The sequence below is a fragment of the Nocardiopsis sp. EMB25 genome (assembly GCF_026797795.1).
GTDB lineage: Bacteria > Actinomycetota > Actinomycetes > Streptosporangiales > Streptosporangiaceae > Nocardiopsis > Nocardiopsis lucentensis.
Genome location: NZ_JAMTDN010000001.1, coordinates 2,560,948 through 2,583,696, shown reverse-complemented (window position 1 = coordinate 2,583,696; position 22,749 = coordinate 2,560,948). Strand labels below are relative to the sequence as shown.

Annotated in this window: 19 protein-coding genes; 13 read left to right on the top strand and 6 right to left on the bottom strand. The window is 70.3% G+C overall.

Annotation, left to right across the window (positions count from 1 at the left end; genetic code table 11):
• Positions 1–109: 109 nt before the first annotated feature.
• Positions 110–409 carry a WhiB family transcriptional regulator gene (locus KIK06_RS11080; protein ID WP_017588640.1) on the bottom strand — a complete coding sequence of 100 codons (300 nt, stop codon included), beginning with the start codon at positions 407–409 and terminating at the stop codon, positions 110–112.
• Positions 410–1,079: 670 nt separating this feature from the next.
• On the opposite strand from KIK06_RS11080, the gene KIK06_RS11075 reads away from it, so the two are divergent.
• The 6 genes from KIK06_RS11075 to KIK06_RS11050 all read left to right on the top strand — a co-directional run bounded on the left by KIK06_RS11075 (position 1,080) and on the right by KIK06_RS11050 (position 8,080).
• Positions 1,080–1,487 (top strand): YccF domain-containing protein, encoded by a 408-nt coding sequence (locus tag KIK06_RS11075; protein WP_017601799.1) that lies wholly within the window; start codon positions 1,080–1,082, stop codon positions 1,485–1,487.
• Between the two features lie 125 nt (positions 1,488–1,612).
• Positions 1,613–2,929 (top strand): AI-2E family transporter, encoded by a 1,317-nt coding sequence (locus KIK06_RS11070; protein WP_026128174.1) that lies wholly within the window; start codon positions 1,613–1,615, stop codon positions 2,927–2,929.
• 267 nt (positions 2,930–3,196) lie between these two features.
• Positions 3,197–4,795, top strand: coding sequence for an ABC-F family ATP-binding cassette domain-containing protein (locus tag KIK06_RS11065; protein ID WP_017601801.1), 1,599 nt, complete (start codon positions 3,197–3,199; stop codon positions 4,793–4,795).
• A gap of 221 nt (positions 4,796–5,016) precedes the next feature.
• On the top strand, positions 5,017–5,235 hold the full coding sequence (locus KIK06_RS11060; protein WP_268643102.1) for a helix-turn-helix domain-containing protein: 219 nt from the start codon (positions 5,017–5,019) through the stop codon (positions 5,233–5,235).
• An 82-nt stretch (positions 5,236–5,317) separates the two neighbouring features.
• Positions 5,318–6,157: an enoyl-CoA hydratase/isomerase family protein gene (locus tag KIK06_RS11055; protein ID WP_268643101.1), complete on the top strand. Its 840-nt coding sequence runs from the start codon at positions 5,318–5,320 to the stop codon at positions 6,155–6,157.
• A 330-nt stretch (positions 6,158–6,487) separates the two neighbouring features.
• Entirely contained in the window at positions 6,488–8,080 is a 1,593-nt protein-coding gene (locus KIK06_RS11050) for a DEAD/DEAH box helicase (RefSeq protein ID WP_268643100.1), read from the top strand.
• A 94-nt stretch (positions 8,081–8,174) separates the two neighbouring features.
• Here the strand turns inward: KIK06_RS11050 and KIK06_RS11045 are convergent, their stop codons facing one another.
• Positions 8,175–9,521, bottom strand: a complete 1,347-nt coding sequence (locus KIK06_RS11045; RefSeq protein WP_017601807.1) for an MFS transporter — start codon at positions 9,519–9,521, stop codon at positions 8,175–8,177.
• 223 nt (positions 9,522–9,744) lie between these two features.
• Here KIK06_RS11045 and KIK06_RS11040 point away from each other — a divergent pair, with 223 nt between their 5' ends.
• The 4 genes from KIK06_RS11040 (at position 9,745) to KIK06_RS11025 (ending at position 14,903) form a co-directional block, all read left to right on the top strand.
• Positions 9,745–11,295, top strand: a complete 1,551-nt coding sequence (locus KIK06_RS11040) for an alanine/glycine:cation symporter family protein (protein ID WP_268643099.1) — start codon at positions 9,745–9,747, stop codon at positions 11,293–11,295.
• Positions 11,296–11,416: 121 nt separating this feature from the next.
• Complete coding sequence (locus tag KIK06_RS11035) at positions 11,417–12,496, top strand: permease (RefSeq protein ID WP_268643098.1); 1,080 nt, start codon at positions 11,417–11,419, stop codon at positions 12,494–12,496.
• Positions 12,493–13,287: a TIGR03943 family putative permease subunit gene (locus tag KIK06_RS11030; protein WP_268643097.1), complete on the top strand. Its 795-nt coding sequence runs from the start codon at positions 12,493–12,495 to the stop codon at positions 13,285–13,287. The genes KIK06_RS11035 and KIK06_RS11030 overlap by 4 nt, the downstream gene beginning before the upstream one ends.
• A gap of 200 nt (positions 13,288–13,487) precedes the next feature.
• Positions 13,488–14,903, top strand: a complete 1,416-nt coding sequence (locus KIK06_RS11025) for an ATP-binding protein (protein WP_442789761.1) — start codon at positions 13,488–13,490, stop codon at positions 14,901–14,903.
• A 15-nt stretch (positions 14,904–14,918) separates the two neighbouring features.
• Here KIK06_RS11025 and KIK06_RS11020 read toward each other — a convergent pair whose 3' ends face one another.
• Positions 14,919–16,241, bottom strand: coding sequence for an ABC transporter substrate-binding protein (locus KIK06_RS11020; protein WP_268643095.1), 1,323 nt, complete (start codon positions 16,239–16,241; stop codon positions 14,919–14,921).
• Positions 16,242–16,705: 464 nt separating this feature from the next.
• A complete protein-coding gene (locus KIK06_RS11015; RefSeq protein WP_017601814.1) occupies positions 16,706–17,524 on the bottom strand; it encodes a helix-turn-helix transcriptional regulator in 819 nt (272 codons plus the stop codon).
• A 405-nt stretch (positions 17,525–17,929) separates the two neighbouring features.
• On the opposite strand from KIK06_RS11015, the gene KIK06_RS11010 reads away from it, so the two are divergent.
• Together KIK06_RS11010 and KIK06_RS11005 are read left to right on the top strand one after the other, a co-directional pair.
• A complete protein-coding gene (locus tag KIK06_RS11010; protein ID WP_017601815.1) occupies positions 17,930–18,514 on the top strand; it encodes a hypothetical protein in 585 nt (194 codons plus the stop codon).
• A complete protein-coding gene (locus KIK06_RS11005; protein ID WP_017601816.1) occupies positions 18,511–18,957 on the top strand; it encodes a hypothetical protein in 447 nt (148 codons plus the stop codon). The genes KIK06_RS11010 and KIK06_RS11005 overlap by 4 nt, the downstream gene beginning before the upstream one ends.
• Before the next feature lie 5 nt (positions 18,958–18,962).
• Here the strand turns inward: KIK06_RS11005 and KIK06_RS11000 are convergent, their stop codons facing one another.
• Complete coding sequence (locus tag KIK06_RS11000; RefSeq protein ID WP_017601817.1) at positions 18,963–19,922, bottom strand: LysR family transcriptional regulator; 960 nt, start codon at positions 19,920–19,922, stop codon at positions 18,963–18,965.
• 217 nt (positions 19,923–20,139) lie between these two features.
• On the opposite strand from KIK06_RS11000, the gene KIK06_RS10995 reads away from it, so the two are divergent.
• Positions 20,140–21,294, top strand: a complete 1,155-nt coding sequence (locus KIK06_RS10995; protein WP_017601818.1) for an acyl-CoA dehydrogenase family protein — start codon at positions 20,140–20,142, stop codon at positions 21,292–21,294.
• 42 nt (positions 21,295–21,336) lie between these two features.
• Here KIK06_RS10995 and KIK06_RS10990 read toward each other — a convergent pair whose 3' ends face one another.
• On the bottom strand, positions 21,337–22,113 hold the full coding sequence (locus tag KIK06_RS10990; RefSeq protein WP_268643094.1) for a 4'-phosphopantetheinyl transferase family protein: 777 nt from the start codon (positions 22,111–22,113) through the stop codon (positions 21,337–21,339).
• Between the last annotated feature and the right edge of the window lie 636 nt (positions 22,114–22,749).

Sequence of the window (22,749 nt, the reverse complement as noted above, 5' to 3'; positions counted from 1 at the left end):
ACGAGAAAACCCGCGGCGCCCTCGACGAGGAAGTCGTCGGGGCGCCGCGGGTTGTTCGGGGGCCGGGGCCACCGGGGGAGATCCGCTGATCGTGCGTCGGGAGCCTCGGCTAGGCAGCGTTGGCGCGGCGCATCCGGCGGCGGCGCTCGGAGGCGCGCTCGTCCTCGTTGAGCCCGCCCCAGGTGCCGTATTTCTCCGGACGCGAGATCGCGTAGTCCAGGCAGTCGGTTCGTACCGGACAGGCCGCGCAGATCTCCTTGGCCTTGCGCTCACGGATCTCCCGCTCCGGCTGGCGTTCGCCGTCGGGGCCGAAGAAGAGCACAAGGTCCTCGCCCCGGCACGCGGCGGCATCCTGCCACCCCCAGCTCGGGCGGGGGCGCAGCGCGGCCTGCCGACGTACCTGAGACATGCTTGAACCACCTCTACTGAAATCGCTAGTAAGCTGTCGGAAAAAGCTTCAGTCACCAAAAGTTGGTCATGCGGCGTGAGGCACCCCGCACGACGCGAACGCCGGACGGTACTGGCGGTGTTCCCCGGTGTGGCTGAGACCACGAGAAGCACGGGCCTGGCGGTCCTGGACCGCCGCTGGCGGAGTGCTCTCACACGAACGGCTGCGGAGGCGGTGACGGCCTCCGTCCGAGCCGGTACGTAATCATGCCATCCCCACTCCCGATCATGCACGGGGGGTAGGGAAATTACTCGCAGAACCGTTACCGAAACCTGATGCCCACTCGGTGGCATCTGGTGGATTGTCCGAGTTTGTCGCAAATCGCAAGATCTGCTGTCTCGCGAAGGACACAGCACATCGTATGGTGCGATGTCCCGCCTGCCTAGGGGCTCCCCCTGATGCGCCGATCACATTGTGGACAGGACCAGGGCCCGCGATAGGGCTTGACCGTATGTCCTCACCCAGGGCGACGACCGCGGAGAGGGTCCGATGCGTCCTCCCCCTAGGGGAGGAGTCGGGGAAACGGCGCCGAACGGGTCGTGGCACCCGCGCGTCCCAGCGGGTACAAGTTCGGATGCGACCCCTTCGGACCGGTCGCCCACCTGTCGTGACACACAAGGAGCAAGGCACCGTGGCCCTCTTGCGGCTCATCCTCAACATCATCTGGCTGTTCGTCGCCGGTTTCTGGCTGGCGGTCGGCTACGTCATCGCGGGCGTCATCTGCTGCGTCCTCATCGTGACGATCCCCTTCGGTGTCGCCTCCTTCCGTATGGCGAGCTACGCCCTGTGGCCCTTCGGCCGGGATCTGGTCCGCAAGCCCGGTTCGGGCGGGGGCAGCACGGTCCTCAACATCATCTGGCTCATCGTCGCCGGATGGTGGCTGACCATCGGCCACGTCGTCACCGCCGTCGGCCTGGCCGTCACTATCATCGGACTACCCATGGCGTGGGCGTCGTTGAAGATGATCCCGGTGGCCCTCGCGCCCTTCGGCAACGAGATCGTCCGCAGCGGCAGTCCCCGGGAACCCTGGCAGTTCTGAGTCGTTGGGAACCATGTGACGTGGGAGAGCCGGAGTGCGCACCCCGGCGACTCCGGTGACGGTGGCTCCTCGGGCCAGTCGGCTCCCTGACGCCCGCCCCGCAACCCCCAGAGAATGGAGTCCATGTGCAAGCCCAGCGGCCGGGAGTGTGGGCGCTCCTGAACAAGTGGATCTCGGGCCGCAGAGCCCGTGCCCAACGTCGTGCCGCCCAGGCCGAACAGCGGGTCGAGGCGGTGTCCGAGCCGGAGGTCCCCGAGGCGGAACTGGTCGGACAGGACGACGTCGGGGCGGGCGACCTTCTTCGCATGATCAGTGACGTGGCCTGGCGGGTGCTCATCATCGGAGTCGTGGCGGGGCTGCTCGTCTACGCGCTCGTCTACCTCAGCGTCGTCACTCTGCCCCTGATCCTCGCCGTGTTCCTGACCGCGCTGCTCATGCCCATGGCCAACTGGCTGCGCAGGCCCAACCCGATCAAGCGCTCCGGGTTCGGCCGGGGGCCCTCCACGGCGATCAGCATGATCTTCGGGCTCGCCGTCCTCAGCGGGGTCATCTCGCTGATCGTGACCCCCGCCGTCAGCGGCTTCGACGCCCTGGTGGACAGCGTCAACAGCGCGGTCATCCAGCTCCAGCAGCTGGACGTCCCCTTCGGTCTCGACCCCGCGCTGTTCAGCAACCTCATCGACAACGCCTGGGATCAGATCGAGGCCACGATCACCGAGAACCAGGACCAGATCCTCACCGGCGCCTGGACCGCGACGACGGCCGTGATCCAGCTGCTCGTGGGGCTGGTGCTGATGCTCGCCCTGACGGTGTACTTCGTGCACTCCGGTGACCAGCTGGTGGAGTGGATCGTCACCCTGCTGCCGCCCAAGTCCCGTCCGGGTCTGCGGTACAGCGGGAGGGTCGCCTACGGAGTGATGGGCCGCTACGTGCGCGGCGTGGCGATGGTCGGTCTGTTCGACGCGGTCGGTATCGGTATCGTCCTCATCTTCCTCATCGACACCACGCTGGCCATCCCACTGATCGTGCTCACCTTCATCGGTGCCTTCCTGCCCATCATCGGTGCCTTCCTCTCCGGTCTGCTCGCCGTGCTCGTCGCACTGGTGACCGAGAACTGGGTCGTGGCCCTGATCGTGCTCGCCGCGGTGATCCTCGTGCAGCAGCTGGAGAGCAACGTCTTCGCCCCGCGGATCTACGGCCAGGCGCTCGAACTGCCCTCGGCCGTGGTGCTCATCGCCCTGACCATCGGTGGCATCGTCGGCGGCATTCCCGGCCTGTTCCTGGCGACGCCCATCGCGGCCGTGCTCGCGGCCCTGCTGCGCAACCGGCCCCCGGTCCACCAGGCCCACACGTCCGAGGAGCACAAGGAGACCGTGGACACCGGGCCCGCGGATCCGCCCCGCGGGGAGGCAGGGGCCGACTCCTCGGCGTCGCGGGCCTGACGCGGGAAGTCTCCGCCTGGCACGGCCGAGGCCGGGGCACCGGGGAATGCGCGTCGCCCCACGCCCGTTGTGGGTGCGGAGCCGCCTCCCCGAGGCCCCGGCCGTAAACCTCGTGCCACCTTGCGCGGGGGGCGTTAGGCTGGGTCGGTCGGCCACCTCGGCCCACCACGCCGGTCGGCCGAGACCGGCCACCCCTCCTCCGCCGCAGGGCCGTTCCGCGCCCCGGTCGTCACCACCCAGTCCCACCACCGCTAGGAAGCCCCTGTCATGCTGATCGCCACCGACCTCGAACTGCGCGTCGGCCCCCGGGTCCTGCTGGAGCCGAGTACGTTCCGTGTCGCGGCGGGAGACCGGATCGGACTGGTCGGTCGCAACGGCGCGGGCAAGACGACCATGACGAAGGTGCTCGCGGGCGAGGGTCTGCCCACCAACGGCACGGTCACCTCCTCCGGCAGCATCGGTTACCTCCCCCAGGATCCGCGTACCGGCGACCTGGACGTGATCGCCAAGGACCGGATCCTCTCCGCCCGCGGCATCGACGAGGCGCTCGAAGGGCTGCGCCAGGCCGAGAAGAAGATGGCCAGCACCGACACCAAGACACGGAACAAGGGCGTGCGCGCCTACGCCCGGTGGGAGGAGCGGCTGCACGTGCTGGGCGGATACGCCGCCGAGTCCGAGGCCGCCGCGATCGCCTCCAGCCTGGGGTTGCCCGACAGCGTGCTCTCCCAGCCGCTGCACACGCTCTCCGGCGGCCAGCGCCGACGGATCGAACTGGCGCGCATCCTCTTCAGCGGTGCCGACACCCTCCTCCTCGACGAGCCCACCAACCACCTTGACGGCGACTCCATCGTCTGGCTGCGCGACTTCCTCAAGAGCCACCAGGGCGGCCTCATCGTCATCAGCCACGACGTGGAACTGGTCGAGCACGTGGTCAACAAGGTGTTCTACCTGGACGCCAACCGCAGTGTCATCGACATCTACAACATGGGCTGGAAGCAGTACCTGACCCAGCGCGAGGCCGACGAGCGCCGTCGCCGCCGGGAACTGGCCAACGCCGAGAAGCAGGCCGACACCCTGCGCAAGCAGGCGGACAAGTTCCGGGCCAAGGCGTCCAAGGCGCGAGCCGCCCAGCAGATGCTCAACCGGGCCGACCGGATCATGGGCGGCGTGCAGGGTGTGCGCAAGTCCGACCGGGTCGCCAAGCTGCGGTTCCCCGACCCCGCCCCCAGCGGCCGGACGCCTCTCATGGCGGAGGGGCTGTCCAAGTCGTACGGGTCCCTGGAGATCTTCTCCGGGGTCGACCTGGCGATCGACCGGGGCAGCCGCGTCGTGATCCTCGGGCTCAACGGCGCGGGCAAGACCACGCTCCTGAGACTGCTCGGCCGGGTCGAGGAGCCCGACACGGGACAGGTCGTGCCCGGCCACGGACTCAAACTCGGCTACTACGCCCAGGAGCACGAGACCCTGGACGTGGACCGGAGCGTCCTGGAGAACATGATGAGCGCCGCCCCGGACCTACCCGAGGTCGAGGCACGCAAGACGTTGGGCTCCTTCCTGTTCACCGGTGACGACGTGGACAAGCCCGCCGGGGTGCTCTCCGGAGGGGAGAAGACCCGTCTGGCCCTGGCCACGCTGGTCGTCTCCAGCGCCAACGTGCTCCTCCTGGACGAGCCGACCAACAACCTCGACCCGGCCAGCCGCGAGGAGATCCTGGCGGCACTGCGCAACTACAAGGGCGCGATCGTGCTGGTCACCCACGACGAGGGTGCGGTCGAGGCACTGCAACCCGAGCGGGTCATCCTGCTGCCCGACGGTGTCGAGGACGTGTGGAACACCGAGTTCGAGGACCTCATCGCCCTGGCTTGATCCGGGGGTGGAACAGGTGACGGGCGGTGTGGGGCCGGGGACGCACGAGTGCCCGGGAGGTTCACCGCCGCCCGTTTCGGACATCCGCGGTGGCGCTCCGAAACCCTGTCCGAGGAGAGTATCCGGGACGCGGTGCACCGTTGGGGTGGCGGCGTTCCGCTCCGGTACCGGATCATGGCGGAGAGTACGATCCGGCTCACCACGACCTCGAGGAGTGATCAGTGAACGACGCGCTGAGCAAGGGCACCCGCGTGTCCGGGGAGGACCGATCGGCCCTGGCCACCCAACTCAAGCGCCGCTATGACGCGGGGGAGAGCATCCGCACGTTGGCAGCCGCCACCGGCCGGTCCTACGGGTTCGTCCACAGGCTGCTCGGCGAGGCGGGGGTCGAGCTGCGCGGACGCGGCGGGGCGACGCGCCGACCGGGGCCCGGCGCCTGACCGACGCTTGTCGGGGTCTTCCGCCTCGGATTGGTTACCAGCCAGTAATGTCAGGGTGGAACCCGACACGACGGAGGAACCCATGGCAGAGGCCCCGAACGCCCCCGCGAGCGCTCCCACCCAAGAGGAGCTGCACCGTGCCGGTCTGAGACTGGCGGTGGACGGCCCGGTCGCAAGGATCACCATCAGCCGTCCGGAGCGCCGCAACGCGATGACCGGCCGTACGTGGACCACCCTGGCCCACGTCGGCCAGACGCTGCCCGACGATGTCCGAATCATCGTCATCACCGGAGACGGTGACATCTTCTCCGCCGGCATCGACCTCAACATGTTCACCCCCGAGGGAGTCGACGGCGAGCGGTCCATCGTCGCGGGCCTGGCCGACGGTTCGGCGGACGAGGCCGCGTTGGAGGAGTACATCGCCAGCCTCCAGGAGGGGTTCCTGTGGCTGCGCCGTCCCGACCTGGTGACCGTCGCGGCGGTGCGCGGCCACGCGATCGGCGCCGGGTTCCAGTTGGCCCTGTCCTGTGACATCCGCGTCCTGGCCGACGACGCCTCCCTGTGCATGAAGGAGCCCGCGCTCGGCCTCGTCCCGGACCTGACCGGGACCAAGCCGCTCGTGGACATCGTGGGAGTGCACCGCGCGACCGAGATCTGCCTGACCGCGCGCCGGGTGGGCGCGAGCGAGGCACGTGAGCTGGGCCTGGCCGAGCTGGTCGTCGGCGTCGACGAACTGCACGGGGCCGTCGACGACCTCGTCGAGGGGCTGCTCGCCACCAACCGCGACGCCGCCACCGCCACCAAGGCACTGCTTCAGCAGGCGGCGGGCAACACGCTCGAACAGCAGGTCGCCGCCGAGCGTCGGGCCCAGATCGGCCGACTCACCGCGCTCGCCGAGGCGACGGCCGCCGGCTCCAGATAGCGGGAGAGCCCGCCGGAGACGGGGTGGGAGACCTGGATCACCGGGGAAAACCACCCATCCCGTCCCCGATGCGGGGGGATCTCTAGTACGCTGCTCCAGGCGGTCATTCCATTGCCGCGCGCATCCGAGCGTGCCGGGCCGCACAAGACGCGGACAGCGTGTCGACGGCGTCGACGCCACTCTTGACCCGAAGAGTCCAGGAGCCCCATCTGAATCGGGGCCCGCTTCCGCGTGTGATCAGGCGCGTTTGTGTGATTTCTTCGCTGGGTCCCCGGGCCGTGTGGAGCCTTCCTCGAAACGCCGCCAAACGATGAGGAAGGTACACGTCACTTGACGGACACTGCCGTAGAGCCTGCCTTCGACGCCCTCGGGCTTCCCCAGGACATCGTCGACGAGCTGGCCAAGAACGGTGTGACCACCCCGTTCCCGATCCAGGCCGCCACGATCCCCGACGCCATCGACGGACGCGACGTCCTCGGCTGCGGCCGCACCGGATCGGGCAAGACCCTGGCCTTCGGCCTGCCGGTCCTGACGCGCTGCTCCGAGCGCCGCGCCGCCTCCGCCCGTCCCCGGGCCCTGATCCTGGTGCCCACCCGTGAACTGGCGCATCAGGTGCGTGACGCCCTGCGCGGCTACGCCCGCGTCCTGGGCGTGCGCGTCGGCGACGTCGTGGGCGGCAGCTCCTACACACGCCAGATCAACGAACTCCGCCGCGGCGTCGACGTCCTCGTCGCCACCCCGGGCCGCCTCACCGACCTCATCGAGCAGGGCGCGTGCGACCTGGGCGACGTGGAGATCTCGGTGCTGGACGAGGCCGACCAGATGTGCGACATGGGCTTCATGCCGCAGGTCAGCGAGCTGCTCGACCAGGTGCACCCGGACGGCCAGACCCTGCTGTTCTCCGCCACGCTCGACGGCGACGTCGACAAGCTGGTGCGCAAGTACATGGACAACCCGCGCACCCACTCGGTGGACCCGCCGGTCTCCCAGGTCACCACCATGGAGCACCACCTGCTCAAGGTGCTGCCGCGCGACAAGAACAAGATCGTCGCCCAGATCGCCGCGCGCGAGGGCCGCACGATCCTGTTCGTGCGCAGTAAGTACCGCGCCGACACGATCAGCGAACAGCTGGTCCAGGCCGGTGTGCCCTGCGCGTCCCTGCACGGCGGCAAGACGCAGAGCGTGCGCACCCGCACCCTCGCCAAGTTCCGCGAGGGCCGTATCCAGGCCCTGGTCGCCACCGACGTCGCCGCACGCGGCATCCACGTCGACGGCATCGACCTGGTCGTCAACATCGACCTGCCCACCGGCCACAAGGACTACCTGCACCGCGGCGGCCGCACCGCCCGCGCGGGCTCCTCGGGCGCCGTGGTGTCCCTGGTGGCGCCCAACCAGCGCCGTATGGCCCGCCGCCTGCTCAACGACGCCGGCGTGGACGCCAAGCAGCACCTGGTCAACCCCGGTGACGAGCTGCTCACCGAGGTGACCGGGGCCAAGGAGCCCAGCTGGGAGCCGTGGATCGAGCCGCCGGAGCCCGAGCGTCCGCGCCGCGGCCGTGGCGGCCCGCGCCGTGGCGGCCCCCGTGGCGGCGGTTACCGTGGCGGCGGCCCCCGCCGTGGCGGCGGTTACCGCGGCGACCGTCCGCGCGGCGAGCGTCGCGGTGAGGGCGGCGGCTTCCGCGACGGCGAGCGCCGCGGTTTCCGGGACGGCGAGCGCGGTGAGGGCGGTGGTTACCGTGGCGACCGCTACGGCGACTCCGGCGAGCGCCGTGGCGGCCCCCGTGGCGGCGGTTACCGCGGCGACCGTCCACGCACCGACCGCCGTGGTGAGGGCGGCGGCTTCCGCGACGGCGAGCGCCGCGGCGGTTACCGGGGCAGGAACAACCGCCGTGACGACCGCTACGACTCGGCATCGCGGTACTGATCCGCGCTGACGGGCACCCCTGACACGGGTCCCCGGGCATGACATCGGGCTCGGGTCCGGCTTCGGCCGGGCCCGAGCCCCTTCGCGTCCGGGGTCAGCGGACGGTCGCCGAGGGAGTGGACTCGCCCAGGTCGCGGCCGCGCGTCTCGCGCGCGACCGCCACCGCGACCAGCGTCACGGCGCACATGGCCGTCAAGTACAGCGCCACGGGCAGCGAGGAGCCGAACGCGGCGAGCAGGGCGGTCGCGATCAGCGGAGCCAGGCCGCCGGCCACGATCGACGCGAGCTGGTAGCCGATGGAGGCACCCGAGTAGCGCACCCGTGTGCTGAACAGTTCCGAGAAGAAGGCCGCCTGCGGCCCGTACATGGCGCCGTGGAAGATCAGGCCCACCGTGGCGGCCAGAGTCGCCGACCAGAAGGTGCCCATGTCGATGAGCGGGAAGAAGGCGAAGCCCCACAGGGCGATCCCGATCGCTCCGACCATGACGACCGGCCGCCTGCCGATCCGGTCGGACAGCGCGCCCCAGGCGGGGATGGTCACCAGGTGGACCGCGGAGGCCACCAGGACCGCGTTGAGCACCTGCCCGTTGGACAGCTCCGCCTCCTGGGTGGCGTAGACGAGGATGAACGCGGTGACGATGTAGTACGACACGTTCTCCGCCATCCGCACACCCATGGCGACGAGGGCCTCGCGCCAGTGGTCGCGCAGGACGCCGACGATGGGGGCGCGCTCCGACGTCGGGGCGGCCTCGGCGCGTTCGCGGGCCTCGCGGAACACCGGGGACTCACTGACGGCGAGACGGATCCACAGTCCGACGATCACCAGGACCCCGGACAGCAGGAACGGCACCCGCCAACCCCAGTCGAGGAAGGTCTCGTCGGCCATCGTCACGGACAGGATCGCCAGTACGGCGGTGGCGAGCAGGTTGCCGCCCGGCGCGCCGGCCTGCGGCCAGGAGGCCCAGAAGCCGCGGTGTTCCGGGCGCCCGTGTTCGGAGACGAGTAGGACCGCGCCGCCCCACTCACCGCCCAGGGAGAAGCCCTGGACGACGCGCAGGAGCGTGAGGAGCAGGGGTGCGGCCACGCCGACCGCCGCGTATGTCGGCAGCAGGCCGATGGCGAACGTCGACCCACCCATCATCAGCAGGCTGATCACCAGGAGCTGTTTGCGGCCGATCCGGTCGCCGAAGTGCCCGAAGACCAGACCGCCCAGCGGTCGGGCCACGAATCCCACCGCGTAGGTGGTGAACGCCAACATGGTGCCGACCAGAGGGTCGGCCTCCGGGAAGAAGACCTGGTTGAAGACGAGCGCCGCGGCGGCGCCGTAGAGGAAGAAGTCGTACCACTCGATCGTCGTGCCGATGAGGCTGGCCGTCACCACGCGCAGGATGGATGTCCTGGGCTGATCCGGGGCCGGGGAGGAGGCGGTGTTCGGTTCCATGGGACGAACGGTAGGGATCGGGCGTGACCTGGGCCATATCCCCCGCCCCCACAGGTGGGCGCGCCGTCATGTGGGACATCGGCATAGGGCGGGCGACAGGACCGTGACGGTCCTTTGCCGGGATTTCGCGTGTCCCGCTCGCACGGCGCACCCGACCTCACGGACAGTGGCGGGACGGCCCCGGTCCCGGTCCGGGGTGACCGCGCCGCCGGGAGGGGAACGGGTGAACGTCCTGAACGACGCCATCGTCGCCGTCAACGACGTGTTCTGGAGCTGGATCGTCATCCCGCTCCTGATCGTCCTGGCGGTCTACTTCACGCTGCGCTCGGGCATCGTCCAGCTCCGGCTGCTACCGGAGATGTTCCGAGTCATCCGCAGCAGCCCGGGCATCGCCCCCGACGGCAAGAGGGAGATCTCCTCCTTCCAGGCCTTCGCGATCTCGGCTGCCTCCCGCGTGGGAACGGGCAACATCGTCGGTGTGGCCACCGCGATCGTCCTGGGCGGACCCGGAGCGGTGTTCTGGATGTGGCTGATGGCGACCGTGGTGGGTTCGGCCGCCTTCGTGGAGTCCACCCTGGCGCAGCTGTACAAGGTGCGGTCCGACACCGGGTTCCGCGGCGGCCCCGCGTACTACATGCTCCACGGGCTCGGCCAGCGGTGGATGGGCGCGCTCTTCGCCGTCGTCCTCATCATCACCTTCCCACTGGTGTTCAACTCAGTGCAGGCCAACAGCATCTCCTCGGCGGTCTCCACCACGGTCGCGGAGCTCGGGGGGCCGGACGGATGGGTGCTGGACGTCGTCGTCGGACTCGTCCTGGTCGGGCTCGTGGCCCTCATCATCTTCGGCGGAGTCCGGCGCATCGCCCACGTGACCGAGGCGCTGGTCCCCGGGATGGCCCTGTTGTACGTCCTGCTCGGGTTGGTCGTCGTCGCGCTCAACATCGGCGAGCTGCCACGGGTCATCGGCGACATCTTCGCCTCGGCGTTCGGTCTCCGGGAGTTCGTCGCGGGTGGTGTGGGCGCGGCGATCGTCCAGGGCATGCGACGGGGAATGTTCTCCAACGAGGCGGGTCTGGGCTCGGCCCCCAACGCGGGAGCCACCGCGTCGGTGTCGCACCCGGTCAAGCAGGGACTGGTGCAGTGCCTGGGCGTCTACTTCGACACCCTCCTGATCTGCACGGTGACCGCGTTCATCGTCCTGGTGCCCGAGCCGGAGTACGGAGGCGTGGGGGGAGCCCAGGTCACGCAGGCGGCCTTGGAGACCAGCCTGGGGGGATGGGCGGTGCACGCGCTCACCGTCATCCTGTTCCTGCTCGCCTTCTCCTCCGTGTTGGGCAACTACTACTACGGTCAGACCAACATGAGGTTCCTCGACGCCGAACCGCGCCACCTGACCTATTTCCGTGTGCTCGTGCTGGTGGCCGTGTTCGCCGGGAGCGTGGCTCCGCTGACCCTGGTGTGGAGCTTCGCCGACGCCTTCATGGGTGTGATGGCGGTGATCAACCTCATCGCGCTGGTGCCGCTGTCCGGGGTCGCCTTCCGCCTGCTGGCGGACTACGGCCGCCAGTACCGCAACGGCCTGGACCCGCAGTTCACCCTGGCCAAGATGCCCGACCTGAGGAACGTACAGTGTTGGGGGGATCCCTCGGGCGCGCTTCCCGAGGACGTGGTCCGCGAGCACGGGGTCAGGCTGGGGGATCCGGTGGTGCCGACCGGCGACCAGGACCGTCCCGAGGACGGTGGGGACGGGGAGGACGTCGGCGGCGGGCGCTGACGCGGACGGCTTCGAACGGAGGCGGCCCGCGTTGTCCACAGGCCGCCACCGCCGGACCCGAACGAAAACGGTTTTCGGTTACCATTCCTGAAGATCCCGCCAGACCACTCGGAGTAGCACCGTGTCCGATCGGACCCCGACCCCCTCGTCGGATTCCACCCCGCACGCCTCCCTGGGCGACTCCCTCGCCGTGGGGTGGGACGAACGCGGGGACGAACTCCCGCCCTCGGACTGGGGGCGCCGCACCGGAGCGCGCAGGACCGGTACCGTCTGGTTGTTCGCCCTGTTCATCACCGCGATGGCGGTGGCGCACGCCTGGCTGTCCGACCAGCTGACCAGCGAGGCCTTCCTCGCCTGGGCCACCGTCTTCACCGCGATCAGTTTCCAGGCCCTGCCCTTCCTGGTGTTCGGCGTCGCCCTGTCCGCGGCGCTCACCGCGTTCGTGCCGGCCTCGGTCTACCAGCGGTTCTTTCCGTCCAGGCCCGGTGCGGCGGTTCCGGTCGCGGGACTGTCCGGAGCGCTCCTGCCGGGATGCGAGTGTGCCTCGGTGCCCATCGCCGGGAGCCTGGTCAAGCGGGGGGTCGCTCCGGCGGCCGCGCTCACGTTCCTGCTGGCCGCGCCCGCCATCAACCCGGTCGTCATGATCGCCACGGCGGTGGCCTTCGCGGGACAGCCCGAGATGGTGCTGGCCCGGTTCGGGGCGTCGTTGCTGGCGTCGGTGGTCATCGGCTGGATCTGGGTGCGGTTCGGCCGAGCGGACTGGCTGCGGCTGCCCACTCCCACCCACGCGGAGGGGGCGGGCCGGTGGGTGGTCTTCCGGGACTCGATGCTGCACGACATGATGCACGCGGGCGGCTACCTCGTGGTCGGCGCGCTGGCGGCGGCGAGCCTCAACATCTTCGTGCCGCGTGAGTGGCTGCTGTCGGTGGCCGAGGCCCCGGTGATCTCCGTCCTGGTCATGGCGGCTCTGGCGATCCTGTTGTCCATCTGCTCGGAGGCCGACGCGTTCGTCGCGCTCAGCTTCACCGACTTCTCGCCCACCGCCAAGCTCGCGTTCATGGTGATCGGTCCGATGGTGGACCTCAAGCTCATCGCGATGCAGGCGGCGGTGTTCGGCTGGCGGTTCGCCGTCCGCTTCGCCCCGCTGTGCCTGGTGGTCGGACTACTCAGCACGTTCGTGATCGGAGGACTGCTCCTGTGAACCGCATCGCCCAGGGACTGACCCTCGTGCTGTTGGGGGCGGCTGCCCTGACCAGCACGGTCCCCACGAACATGTACCTCAACTGGGTCAAACCGGGGTTCGGCCCCTTCCTGATCGCCGCCGGGGTGGTCACGGTGGCGCTCGGCGTCGCGGTGGTGGCGGCGGAGATCCGCGGCGGGAGCCGCGCGGAGGACGATGGGGCGGACCACTCGGCGTGCGCGGTGGCGGCCGCCGAGGGGAGTGCGGACGGTGGCGGACGCGCCGGCCACGACCACGCGCGGGCGCCGCGTGTGGCCTGGCTGCTGCTCGTGCCGGTCCTAGCGGTCTTCGTCGTGGCCCCACCGGCTCTGGGCTCCTACACCGTCGAGCGGAGCGAGCCCGCCAGCGCACCGCAGGAGGGCCCGCCCTCCGGCCGGTTCGACGACGGGCTGGATGAGGCGGCGCCAGGCGAGGTCGTGCGCATGGACATCCGTCAGTTCGTCATGCGGGCCTGGGTGGACGAGGAGCGCGCGCTGGCCGGTCGCGAGGTCGAACTGACCGGGTTCGCGGTGCCCAATGACGAGGGCGAGGGGTGGTACCTGGCCCGGCTCCAGATGGCCTGCTGCGCGGCCGACGCCATCGTCAACCGGGTGCTCGTCACCGGAGGGCCCGAACCGGAGGCCGACACCTGGTGGACGGTGCGCGGCACGTGGGTCGAGCCCGAGGGCGAACTGGTCGACGTCAGCGAGCACCGCTTCGACGCCCTGGAGTGGGAGACGGTGGACAACCCGCCGGACCCGTACGAGGCGTGATCGATCGCCCGGCGCCGCCGTGGTCACGGCCCTCGGGCCCGAGACGGCCGATGCGCCCGGCCGCCGGGTCGTCGGCACGGTCGTCCTCGCCCCCTTGAGGGCGCCGGACGGAAGACGCAGGACGGTTGCGTGGCCAGATCCGCATCGCCACACCGGACACCATCCGACACTTGTGCGTCACTTTGAGCAACAATGGCCGGGTGTCAGATTGGGGCGGAAGAGCCAGAGCGACGTGGCGTCGGATACGTCCAAGGTCGATCCGTGCCCGGGTGACCATATGGGCCGTCGCGGTGCTGATCATCGTCATCGGGCTGTGGTCGCTGGCGACCGCCATCGCGGTCCGTGAACTGGTCCTGGACCGGGATCGCGACCAGGCGGCCCGAGCCGCCCGCGTGGTCATCGAAGACATCGCCGTCAGCCGGTACGAGGATCTGATCCCCGCCGAGTCACCCGTCCTGTGGATTCAGGTCATCGACCGCGAGACCCACGAGGTGCTGGCGTTCAGCGCGGCCGAACAGGGTGAGCCACCCCTCGCCATACCCGACGCGACCTCCGACACCGCCCGCTTCGAAACCACGATGTGCGGTGACGAGGCGGACCACAGGGACCGCGAGTGTCTGCTCGTCGTCGGCTACGAGGTCAACGGGTCCGCCTACGGGGACGTCTGGGTCCTGGCCGCCACGCCTCGGCCCACGCTTTTGGAGACCAACACACCGGAGATCGTGATGGGCGGTATGTCGGGGCTGCTGCTCGGTATCACCGCCGTCGTCACCTGGTACGGGGTCGGCCGGGCTCTGCGTCCCGTGGAGCGGATCAGCGCGGAACTGGACCGCATGTCGGCCAGCAACCTCGACCGCAGACTTCCCGTGCCGAGGAGCCAGGACGAGATCGCCCACCTGGCCCGCACCGCCAACGCCAGCCTCGAACGGCTCGCGGAGGCCGTGGCCAAGCAGCGCCGGTTCGTCTCCGACGCCTCCCACGAGCTACGCAACCCCATCGCCGGGATGCGGACACGGATCGAGGTCGAGCTCTCCGACCCCGAGCCTGACCCCCACGCGCGTGAACTCCTGCTCACCGCCCTGCTCGCCGACACCGAGCGGCTGGAGAACATCGTCGCCGACCTGCTGGAGCTGGCGCGCCTGGACACCGGGGCGACGGCCGCCAGCGAGCGCGTGGACCTGTCCGCCCTGGTGGCGGAGGAACTCGTCGGCAGACGGAACGGCCCCGTGATCCAGGTGCACTCGGCCGGTCCCGTGTGGGTGCTCGCCAACCGGCTGCGTGTGGCCCGCGTGCTGACCAACCTGGTCGCCAACGCCGAGCGGCACGCCAGGTCACGTATCGACATCACCGTCGACCGCGAGGGGGAGTCGGCCGTGCTCCGGGTCCACGACGACGGAGCCGGTGTGCCGGAGAGGGACCGGGAGCGCGTGTTCGAGCGCTTCGCGCGCCTGAGGGAATCCCGTGAGCGCGACCCCGGTGGAAGCGGTCTGGGGCTGCCCATATCCCGGGAGATCGCCGAGGACTACGGCGGGACGCTCACGGTCGGGGCGAGCGATCGGCTCGGCGGTGCCGTGTTCACCTTCAGGCTTCCCGCCGAGCCGGGTCGACTGGCCTGATCCCGTGGCCGGGGCCTACCCCGTGGCGTCGCCGTCGGAGAGCACGACCTCGTCGGGTGTGGGGCGCTCCAACTCGAACGCGAGGATCGCGCCGCCACCGCCGTCGGTGCTCATGGGCTCCTGGAGGATCTCGATCTCCTCGCCGGCGTGGTGCTGGATGACCATCACCCCGGTGTAGCCGCTGTGGTCGTCCTCGCTCGCGGCGAAGGGGACCAGCCCCGGTCCCGTCCACTCGTGGGAGTTCAGGGTGGTCAGGAGCGCCTCGCGGTTCAGGTCCGGGCCCACCTCCATGAGCACCTGGGCGAACAGCGTCGCCTGCGCCATGCCGTAGATCGTGGTGTCGGTGAAGGGGGTGCCCTCGTTGTACTGCTCGTGGATGTCCCGGTAGAACGCGGTCCACGGATCGTCGGACTGGGACACCATGGGCAGGAACGCGGTCATGATCAGTCCGTCCAGGAAGGCCTCGGGCGGGATGTCCTCGGCCGGGGTGCCCTCGGCGAACTCCTCGATCAGACCGGTGACGATCCGCACGTCGCCGCCGAAACTGGGCGCCACCCACTGGGGCTCGTACCCGGTCGCGGCCGCCTCCATGACGGCCAGGCCCAGGTAGGAGGGGATGCAGTAGCACACGGCGATCTCGGCGCCGGACTCCTTCATCGCCGCGATCTGACCGGAGAGCTCGGGCACCCCGGGGTCGTAGGACTCCCAGGCCACGATCTCCTCGGACAGGTACTGCTCGATCCCGGCGTGCGACGCGGGGCCCACGTCGTCGTTCTGGTAGAGGAGGGCGACGTCGTCACCGGCGAAGTTCTCGGCGAGGAACTGTCCCTGGACCTTGGCCTCCCGGGTGTAGTCCACCTGGAAGCCGTAGCTGTAGGGGTATTCCTCGGGCTGGTCCCAGGCCAGGGCGCCGGAGGAGACGAACAGGTCCGGCACCCCCTGGTCGTTGAGCTCGTCGATGACCGACTCGTGGGTGGGCGTGCCCAGTCCGCCGAGCATCGCGAAGATCTCGTGGTCCTCCAGGAGGGTGCGGGTGACCTCCTGGGTGTGGGCCGGGTCGAAGCCGTCGTCCTGGACCTGGTACTCGATACGGCGGCCGTGGATGCCGCCGTTGTCGTTGATGTAGTCGAACACGGCACGGGCTCCGCTGGACACGTGGCGGAATCCGGGCGCGGCCGCTCCGGTGAGCGGCTGGTGCGTACCGATGATCACGGCGTCGTCGGTCACGCCCTGGGTGTTGTCCGCGTCGGCATCGCCCTCGCCCGACTGGCCGAGGGAGCAGGAGGTCGCCAACATCGCGACGGCCAGGGCCGCGGCGAGGGAACTCAGTGGTCGCATGGTGGTGTGTCCTGTGGGTCCGTGGTGTGTTACGGCGGGGATGGGCCCGTGCGCGGGGAGGTGCCGCTCCGGGGTGGTGCGGGGTGCTACCCAAGGTAGGTTACTGGCGAGTACACACCATACGCGTGGCGCACGCCACTACGGCCTCGGGGTGGCGCGCGTGCTCACCGACCAGCGCGTGGGCAAGGCCCCGCGTCGGGCGGCCCACCTCCGGAGCGGATGCGGGGCGCGCGCACAGCGGCCGGAGCAGGCGGGCCTCGGCGCCCGGCCCACACCGGCACGCGCCGTTTCGTGCGCGAATCCGCTCAGGTGGGATGCCGCCCGACGGTCCCGTTCAGGTGTTGCTCGTTCGGTTCCCCGGGTGAGGGCCTCGTGCGTTGACACGGGCCTTGGGCGCTTGGGGTGGTACGTGGCGTCGCGGTGTCCGCGGGGTGGGGTCCACTGTGCCTCCCGGGGACGTGGGGTCAGCCGCAGGCCAGCGCCGGAGGGCGTTCGGGGTGGCGTTCGACCGGGAGGGGCAGGGAGTCCGCGAGGGTGATCGCGATGGGGGCGTCGGTGGGGGCGAGCCGCCGCATCGGAATCCGGGTACGGGAGTCGGCGCCCGCGTGGACGGCGACTCGGACGGGGGAGGAACCGACGAAGACGTCCTCCCGGTTGTGGGTCGTGCCCTCGGGCATGGCGATGGCGATGACCGACCAGTCCCCCGGGGGAACGTCCGCGAGGGCGAACTCCGTACGCCCGTGCGCGGGGAGGGCCAGAGACACGACCGGTGCCTGCTGCGGGATGCGCTCCTGGTAGGCGCCGACCAGCACGGTCGTCTCCGGGGGGTGTCGGGGGAGCTCGATGACTCCGCTCAGTCTCCCCGCGTTGTGTCGGTGCCCGACACGCCGCCGGCCGACCCTGTTCAGCTCCCCCAGGGGCGGCATGCGGCTGAAGCCGCCGGACGCGGCCACGAGCAGCCGCTCGACCTCGGGCTGCCGGTACTGGCGCGGAGACATCCCCACGGCACGGGTGAATCGGCTCGTGAAGGTGCCCACGCTGTTGTATCCGACGCTGTGGACGATGTCGCAGACGGTCATGGGTGAGGCGATGAGCCGTTTCTTGGCCTCGAACATGCGAACCGCGGTGAGGTACTTGCCAGGGGGAACACCGACCTCCTGTGCGAAGACCCTGGACAGGTGGAAGGGACTGACGAAGACTTCGGCGGCGATATCAGCCAGGGTGATCGGCTCGGAATAGCGTGTGTGTATGGACGAGACGGCCTGACGAACCGATTCTCGCACTCTCTCTCCTACGTGGTTCTGAACCAGCATGGCGATCACTGGGCGGGGAGTTCGCCGTGGCGGAGGCGCTCGGGCGCTCATCGCTCCATCCTTGCCACGCTCTCTTCGCCGAACGTCTTCCGCATTGCTCTTTTCCGTATCTCGGATTCCTTGTTCGGCGCTGTGCGAAGGCACTCTCCAACGGGTCGACGAACCTAAATCGAGGTTCCTCATCCTCCGATCCCACAATTCGGATAGAGGGATCGGTCGGTGCTTTCCCCGCGTGCGCGGACCCACGTCCCGTAGAGCAACGCGGAAGAGGACGGGACGTCACGCGCGATCGACGATGGACATGGCGCCGTACCCCGAACGCGACGGTTCACGGACGGGGAGCGGACATCCGATGACGACCCTGGGGAGTGGCCGATGGCCGTGGTACAGAACACCTACCGGGCATGCCGGGACGGAGTCGACGTGATCAACACCCGCGGCCACCGTGCGGGACTGCGGATCTTCATGGTGATCGTGCTCGCGCACTGGGCCGAACACCTGGCCCAAGCCGCGCAGATCTACGCGCTGGACTGGCCGGTGCCCGAGGCCAGGGGCGTGCTCGGCATCCCCTTCCCGTGGCTGGTCACCTCCGAGTGGCTGCACTACGGTTACGCGCTGGTGATGCTCGCGGGTCTGTTCCTCCTGCTCCCGGGCTTCACGGGGCGCTCCCGGACGTGGTGGTGGATCTCCCTCGGCATCCAGATCTGGCACCACTTCGAGCACCTGCTGCTGCTGATCCAGGCCCTGATCGGGGCCAACATCGCCGGTCTGGACGCTCCGACCAGCCTCGTCCAGCTGATCATCCCGCGCGTGGAGCTGCACCTGCTGTACAACTCCCTCGTCTTCGCCCCGATGGTGGTCGCCCTGTACCTGCACGCGCGACCCCGGCCCGAGGACCGGAGCACGATGGTGTGCGACTGCGTCGACGACCAGGAGGAGACGTCGGAGGTCGCCGCGTGACCCGCCGCCGGGCGGCACGCAGTCGGGTGGGCGCCTTCCCGATCGTGGTCCTGCTGCTCGGTGTGCTCCTCGTCTACCTGGGCGGAGGCAACGTGGACCGGAGCATCCGAGCGCTGCGCGCGGACGGCGACCCGGGCCGGTTCACCGCGGCCGCGCAGGACTGCGTGAACCACTTCGGCCACGTGTCTTGCACCTGCTACGGCGACTACCGTGCCGACGACGGTTCCGTGGAGCGCGAGTGGGTCTACCTCGCGGGCGGTGACTTCGCGTGCGAGGAGGGCTCGGTGTCGGCGGCCGTGGACATCGGCGCGAACACCCGCGTGTACCACCCCGACGGGTCGCACGAGTGGATCGCCACCGCGGCGCTGATCCTGGCCGGACTGGTGATGGCGGTGTGGTCGGCGCTGCCGTGGGTGCGCGCCGCCGTTCGTTCGAGGCGCTGAGCGGGTCAGTCGCCGAGGGAGCCGCCCGCCGAGTCCTCCTCGACGGTCCGCGGCCGGGGGGCCGCCACCGACTTCGGGGAGCGGTCCAGAATCTCGCGCGCGGCCCGGGCGACACGGCCTGAGGCCTGGTGGATCGGGCTGTCGCGGCGCCAGACCAGGAGGTGGCGCAGTCGGATCGGGGCCTCGGCCAGCGGACGGACCACGACGCCGCCGGAGGTGTCGAAGTCCGACTGGCACGGGGCCACGGCGCGGTGGTCGCGGATGAGGTCGTGGATCTCGGAGCGGTCGTAGAGACGGAAGGGCACGTTCGGAGTGAACCCGGCCCGTTGGCAGGCCAGGTAGAAGCATTCCGGCCAGCCGCTCCCATCCGGCGGTGTGAGCGCCCACGGGCTGTCGCCGAGATCGGCCAGACGCACCGTCGGTCGGTCGGCCTGGGGATGGTTCTCCCACAGCGCGACGTACAGCGGCTCGACAGCCAGCACCGCCCACGCGAGCGGTCCGTCGGCGGGCAGGTCGCGGTCCACATAGTCGACGGTGGTGCCCACGTCCAGACGGCCGGCGCGGACCAGGTCGGTCACCAGTTTGGGGGAGTACTCGGTGCGCACGTTGACGGGGACGCCGGGGAAGACCTCGGGCAGCCGCGCGGACAACTCCAGCGCCAGCGGCCCCACCCCGCCGATCCTGAGCGTGGTCGGGGAGGAGCGGCGCGCCGTGATGTCGTTCAACAGGTCGTCCATGGACAGCAGGACGGAGCGTGCGCGGACCAGGACGAACTCGCCCAGCTCGGTCGGGCTGACACCGGACCGCCCCCGGTGGAAGAGCGGGCCGCCGACCTCGCGCTCGATGCGTTGCAGCTGGGTGGTCAGGGCGGGCTGCGACGTCGACAGGGCCGCGGCGGCGCGGGTCACGCTGCCGGTGTCGGCCAGGAGGCAGAGGGTGCGCAAGTGGCGGAGTTCCAGGTCCATGCGTGGAATGTAGGACGCGCGGGGGGTGTGTGTACAGACGGGTGTTCGCGGGTCGTCGACCCGTACGCGCCGTCAACCCGATCGCGCCCAGGCTTCCCCGTCGTCCAGCCCCGTGCTTCGCTGTGATCGATCTTGTGGGATAGGGTGCCGTTCGTCACCATATAGTTGGACGACCTACTAAATAGGCCGTGGGTCGCCGCACCGTGGGAGAGGCTTCATGGCGGTCGAACGCACACTGCACACACCCGAGGCGGAACAGCTCCTGGAGCTGACCCGGGAGATCGTGGACAAGGAGCTGCTCCCGCGCGCCGCCGAGGACGAGGACAACGCCGCCTTCCCGCGCGACGCCTTCCGCACACTCGGCGCCGCCGGACTGCTCGGCCTGCCCTACCCCGGCGAGTACGGCGGCGGCGACCAGCCCTACGAGATCTACCTCCAGGTCGTCGAGGAACTCGCCCGCGGCTGGCTCGCGGTCGGCCTGGGCGTGAGCGTCCACACCTTGTCCTGCTACCCCGTGGCCGCCTTCGGCACCGACGACCAGAAGGCCGCCCACCTGCCCGACATGGTCGGCGGCGACCTCCTCGGCGCCTACTGCCTGTCCGAGACCGCCTCCGGCTCCGACGCCGCCGCCCTCACTACCCGCGCCGAACCCGTCGAGGGCGGTTACCGCGTCAACGGCGCCAAGGCGTGGATCACCCACGGCGGACGGGCCGACTACTACGCCCTCTTCGCCCGTACCGGCGCCCCCGACTCCGGCGCGCGCGGCATCAGCTGCTTCCACGTCCCGGCCGACACCCCCGGGCTGGGCGCGGCCGCCCCCGAACGCAAGATGGGTATGTCCTCCTCGCCCACCGCCGGGGTGCTCTTCGACGACGTCCGACTCGGCGCGGACGCCCTCATCGGCGAACGGGACCGGGGCTTTGGCATCGCCCTGGCGGCCCTGGACTCCGGACGGCTCGGCATCGCGGCCTGCGCGGTCGGTCTGGCCCAAGCCGCGCTGGACGCGGCGCTCGCCTACTCCCGCGAACGCCGCCAGTTCGGCACGGCCATCGGCGACTTCCAGGGCGTGGGCTTCATGCTCGCCGACATGGCGACCCAGATCGCCGCGTCCCGCGAGCTGTACCTGTCCGCGGCCCGGCTCCGCGACGCGGGCCGCCCCTTCGGAACCCAGGCGGCGATGGCCAAGCTCATGGCCACCGACACCGCCATGCGGGTCACCACCGACGCCGTCCAGGTCTTCGGTGGGTACGGCTACACCCGTGACTTCCCCGTCGAGCGCTACATGCGCGAGGCCAAGGTCCTCCAGATCGTCGAGGGCACCAACCAGGTCCAACGCCTCGTGATCAGCCGCGACCTGGCACGCGGCGCCTGAACACCGGTGCGGGCTCGCGGCGTGCCGCGAGCCCGCCGCACCTCAGGAACGCAGGAGCGCGATGGTGTCGGCGTGCGAGCGGACCTCCGTGCGTACGGGACGGTCGGTGAGCACGGCCAACGCGGACCGGTAGTCGGCCCCCCGGTCCAGGTCGGTCAGCCAGGCCGCCTCCGGGGCGCCCCCGCCCGTCCAGGACTCCAGCCGAGCCTCGTCGTGCGGCGGACTGACCGCGACCCGCCGCAGCCCACCCGACAGCCCCAGCCCGGTCGCCTTGAGCAGCGCCTCCTTGCGGGCCCAGTAGCCGAAGAACGCGCCCGTCCGCTCCTGCGGCGGCAGGGCGTCCCACACCGGCCGCTCCGTGTCGGCCAGCGTGTACCCCACCAGGCCGTTCAGGTCACGCGCCGCCGAGACCCGTTCGACGTCCACCCCGACCGGCACGCCTTCGGCCACGGCCAGCACCACCCACTCGCCGGAGTGGCTGACCGACACCTCCCAACCGCGCACGGGGCCGGAGGGGACGGGTTTGCCGTGCGGACCCCGCTCACCCGGGTCCGCGCCCGTGCGTTCCTTCTCCTCGCACGATCGGCAGATCAGATCGAAGGTCACCTCCTCGGGCGGGCACGACACCAGTTCGGCCAAGGCCAGTCGGGCCATCGCCCTGCCGAGCAAGTGGCGGTCGCGGTCGGCCTGGTGCCGGAAGCGGGCGTTGCGGGCGCGCTCCTGCTCGTCCAGCAGACGCAGGAGCCGGTCGGCCGCCATGGACGTGTGCGCCCACCACACCGTGGACGTCAGGGGTGCGAGGGTGGAACCGAGGGTCATACGTCCATTGTCGCCGTTGCCGTGAGTCTCAGCGACTCTCAGCCTCCTGGACGTTTCCGCCCGGAAGGCCCGTCACAGGGGCACCACGGCCGGAGCTGTTCGGCGCCTTGGGGACGGTGTCCCGTTTCCCTCCGCTCGCGCGGTCTCGCGTCGGCGCGCGGGTTCGCCACCCGGTGGTGGACCTCAGCGTTGGCGAGCCCCGTGTCGTAGGCCTCCTCGGAGTCGTCGCCCCACCAGTCGGAGAACCTCGGATCGGTGCGTTCGCTCGCGTTGAACGCCTCGCGCAGGCTCGGCGGCGACCGAGACGAGTCGACGCGCGCGGCGGAAACCGTCCCACGTTCCCCCGTTGGTGGTGTGAGTCCGACCGAAACCGGGAATCGGTCAGATGGCAGGTCAGCCCGTCCCCCTGGGAGGCCCGAATGTCGGTCGTGGTGCTGTTCGGAACCGGAGCGATCATCGGACTCGTCTTCCTGTCCGCGGTCCTCGTGATGACCCTCCTCTCGGACGGGTCCGGTGCGGAGACTCCCCCCTCACACGACAGGTCCGTACTCTAGGGCGTGTTCTGTGGACGCCGCTCGTCGCGAGCGGCGTCTCCGGTGCGGCTGTCGAGGGGTACGCGGGACCGATCCCGTGCGG

Excerpts from the sequence above, each read along its gene's own strand:
- KIK06_RS11065 (WP_017601801.1), top strand. The coding sequence starts at position 3,197 with ATGCTGATCGCCACCGACCTCGAACTGCGCGTCGGCCCCCGGGTCCTG.
- KIK06_RS11000 (WP_017601817.1), bottom strand. The coding sequence starts at position 19,922 with ATGGACCTGGAACTCCGCCACTTGCGCACCCTCTGCCTCCTGGCCGAC.
- KIK06_RS10995 (WP_017601818.1), top strand. The coding sequence starts at position 20,140 with ATGGCGGTCGAACGCACACTGCACACACCCGAGGCGGAACAGCTCCTG.
- KIK06_RS11055 (WP_268643101.1), top strand. The coding sequence starts at position 5,318 with ATGGCAGAGGCCCCGAACGCCCCCGCGAGCGCTCCCACCCAAGAGGAG.
- KIK06_RS11020 (WP_268643095.1), bottom strand. The coding sequence starts at position 16,241 with ATGCGACCACTGAGTTCCCTCGCCGCGGCCCTGGCCGTCGCGATGTTG.
- KIK06_RS11080 (WP_017588640.1), bottom strand. The coding sequence starts at position 409 with ATGTCTCAGGTACGTCGGCAGGCCGCGCTGCGCCCCCGCCCGAGCTGG.
- KIK06_RS11010 (WP_017601815.1), top strand. The coding sequence starts at position 17,930 with ATGGCCGTGGTACAGAACACCTACCGGGCATGCCGGGACGGAGTCGAC.
- KIK06_RS10990 (WP_268643094.1), bottom strand. The coding sequence starts at position 22,113 with ATGACCCTCGGTTCCACCCTCGCACCCCTGACGTCCACGGTGTGGTGG.
- KIK06_RS11045 (WP_017601807.1), bottom strand. The coding sequence starts at position 9,521 with ATGGAACCGAACACCGCCTCCTCCCCGGCCCCGGATCAGCCCAGGACA.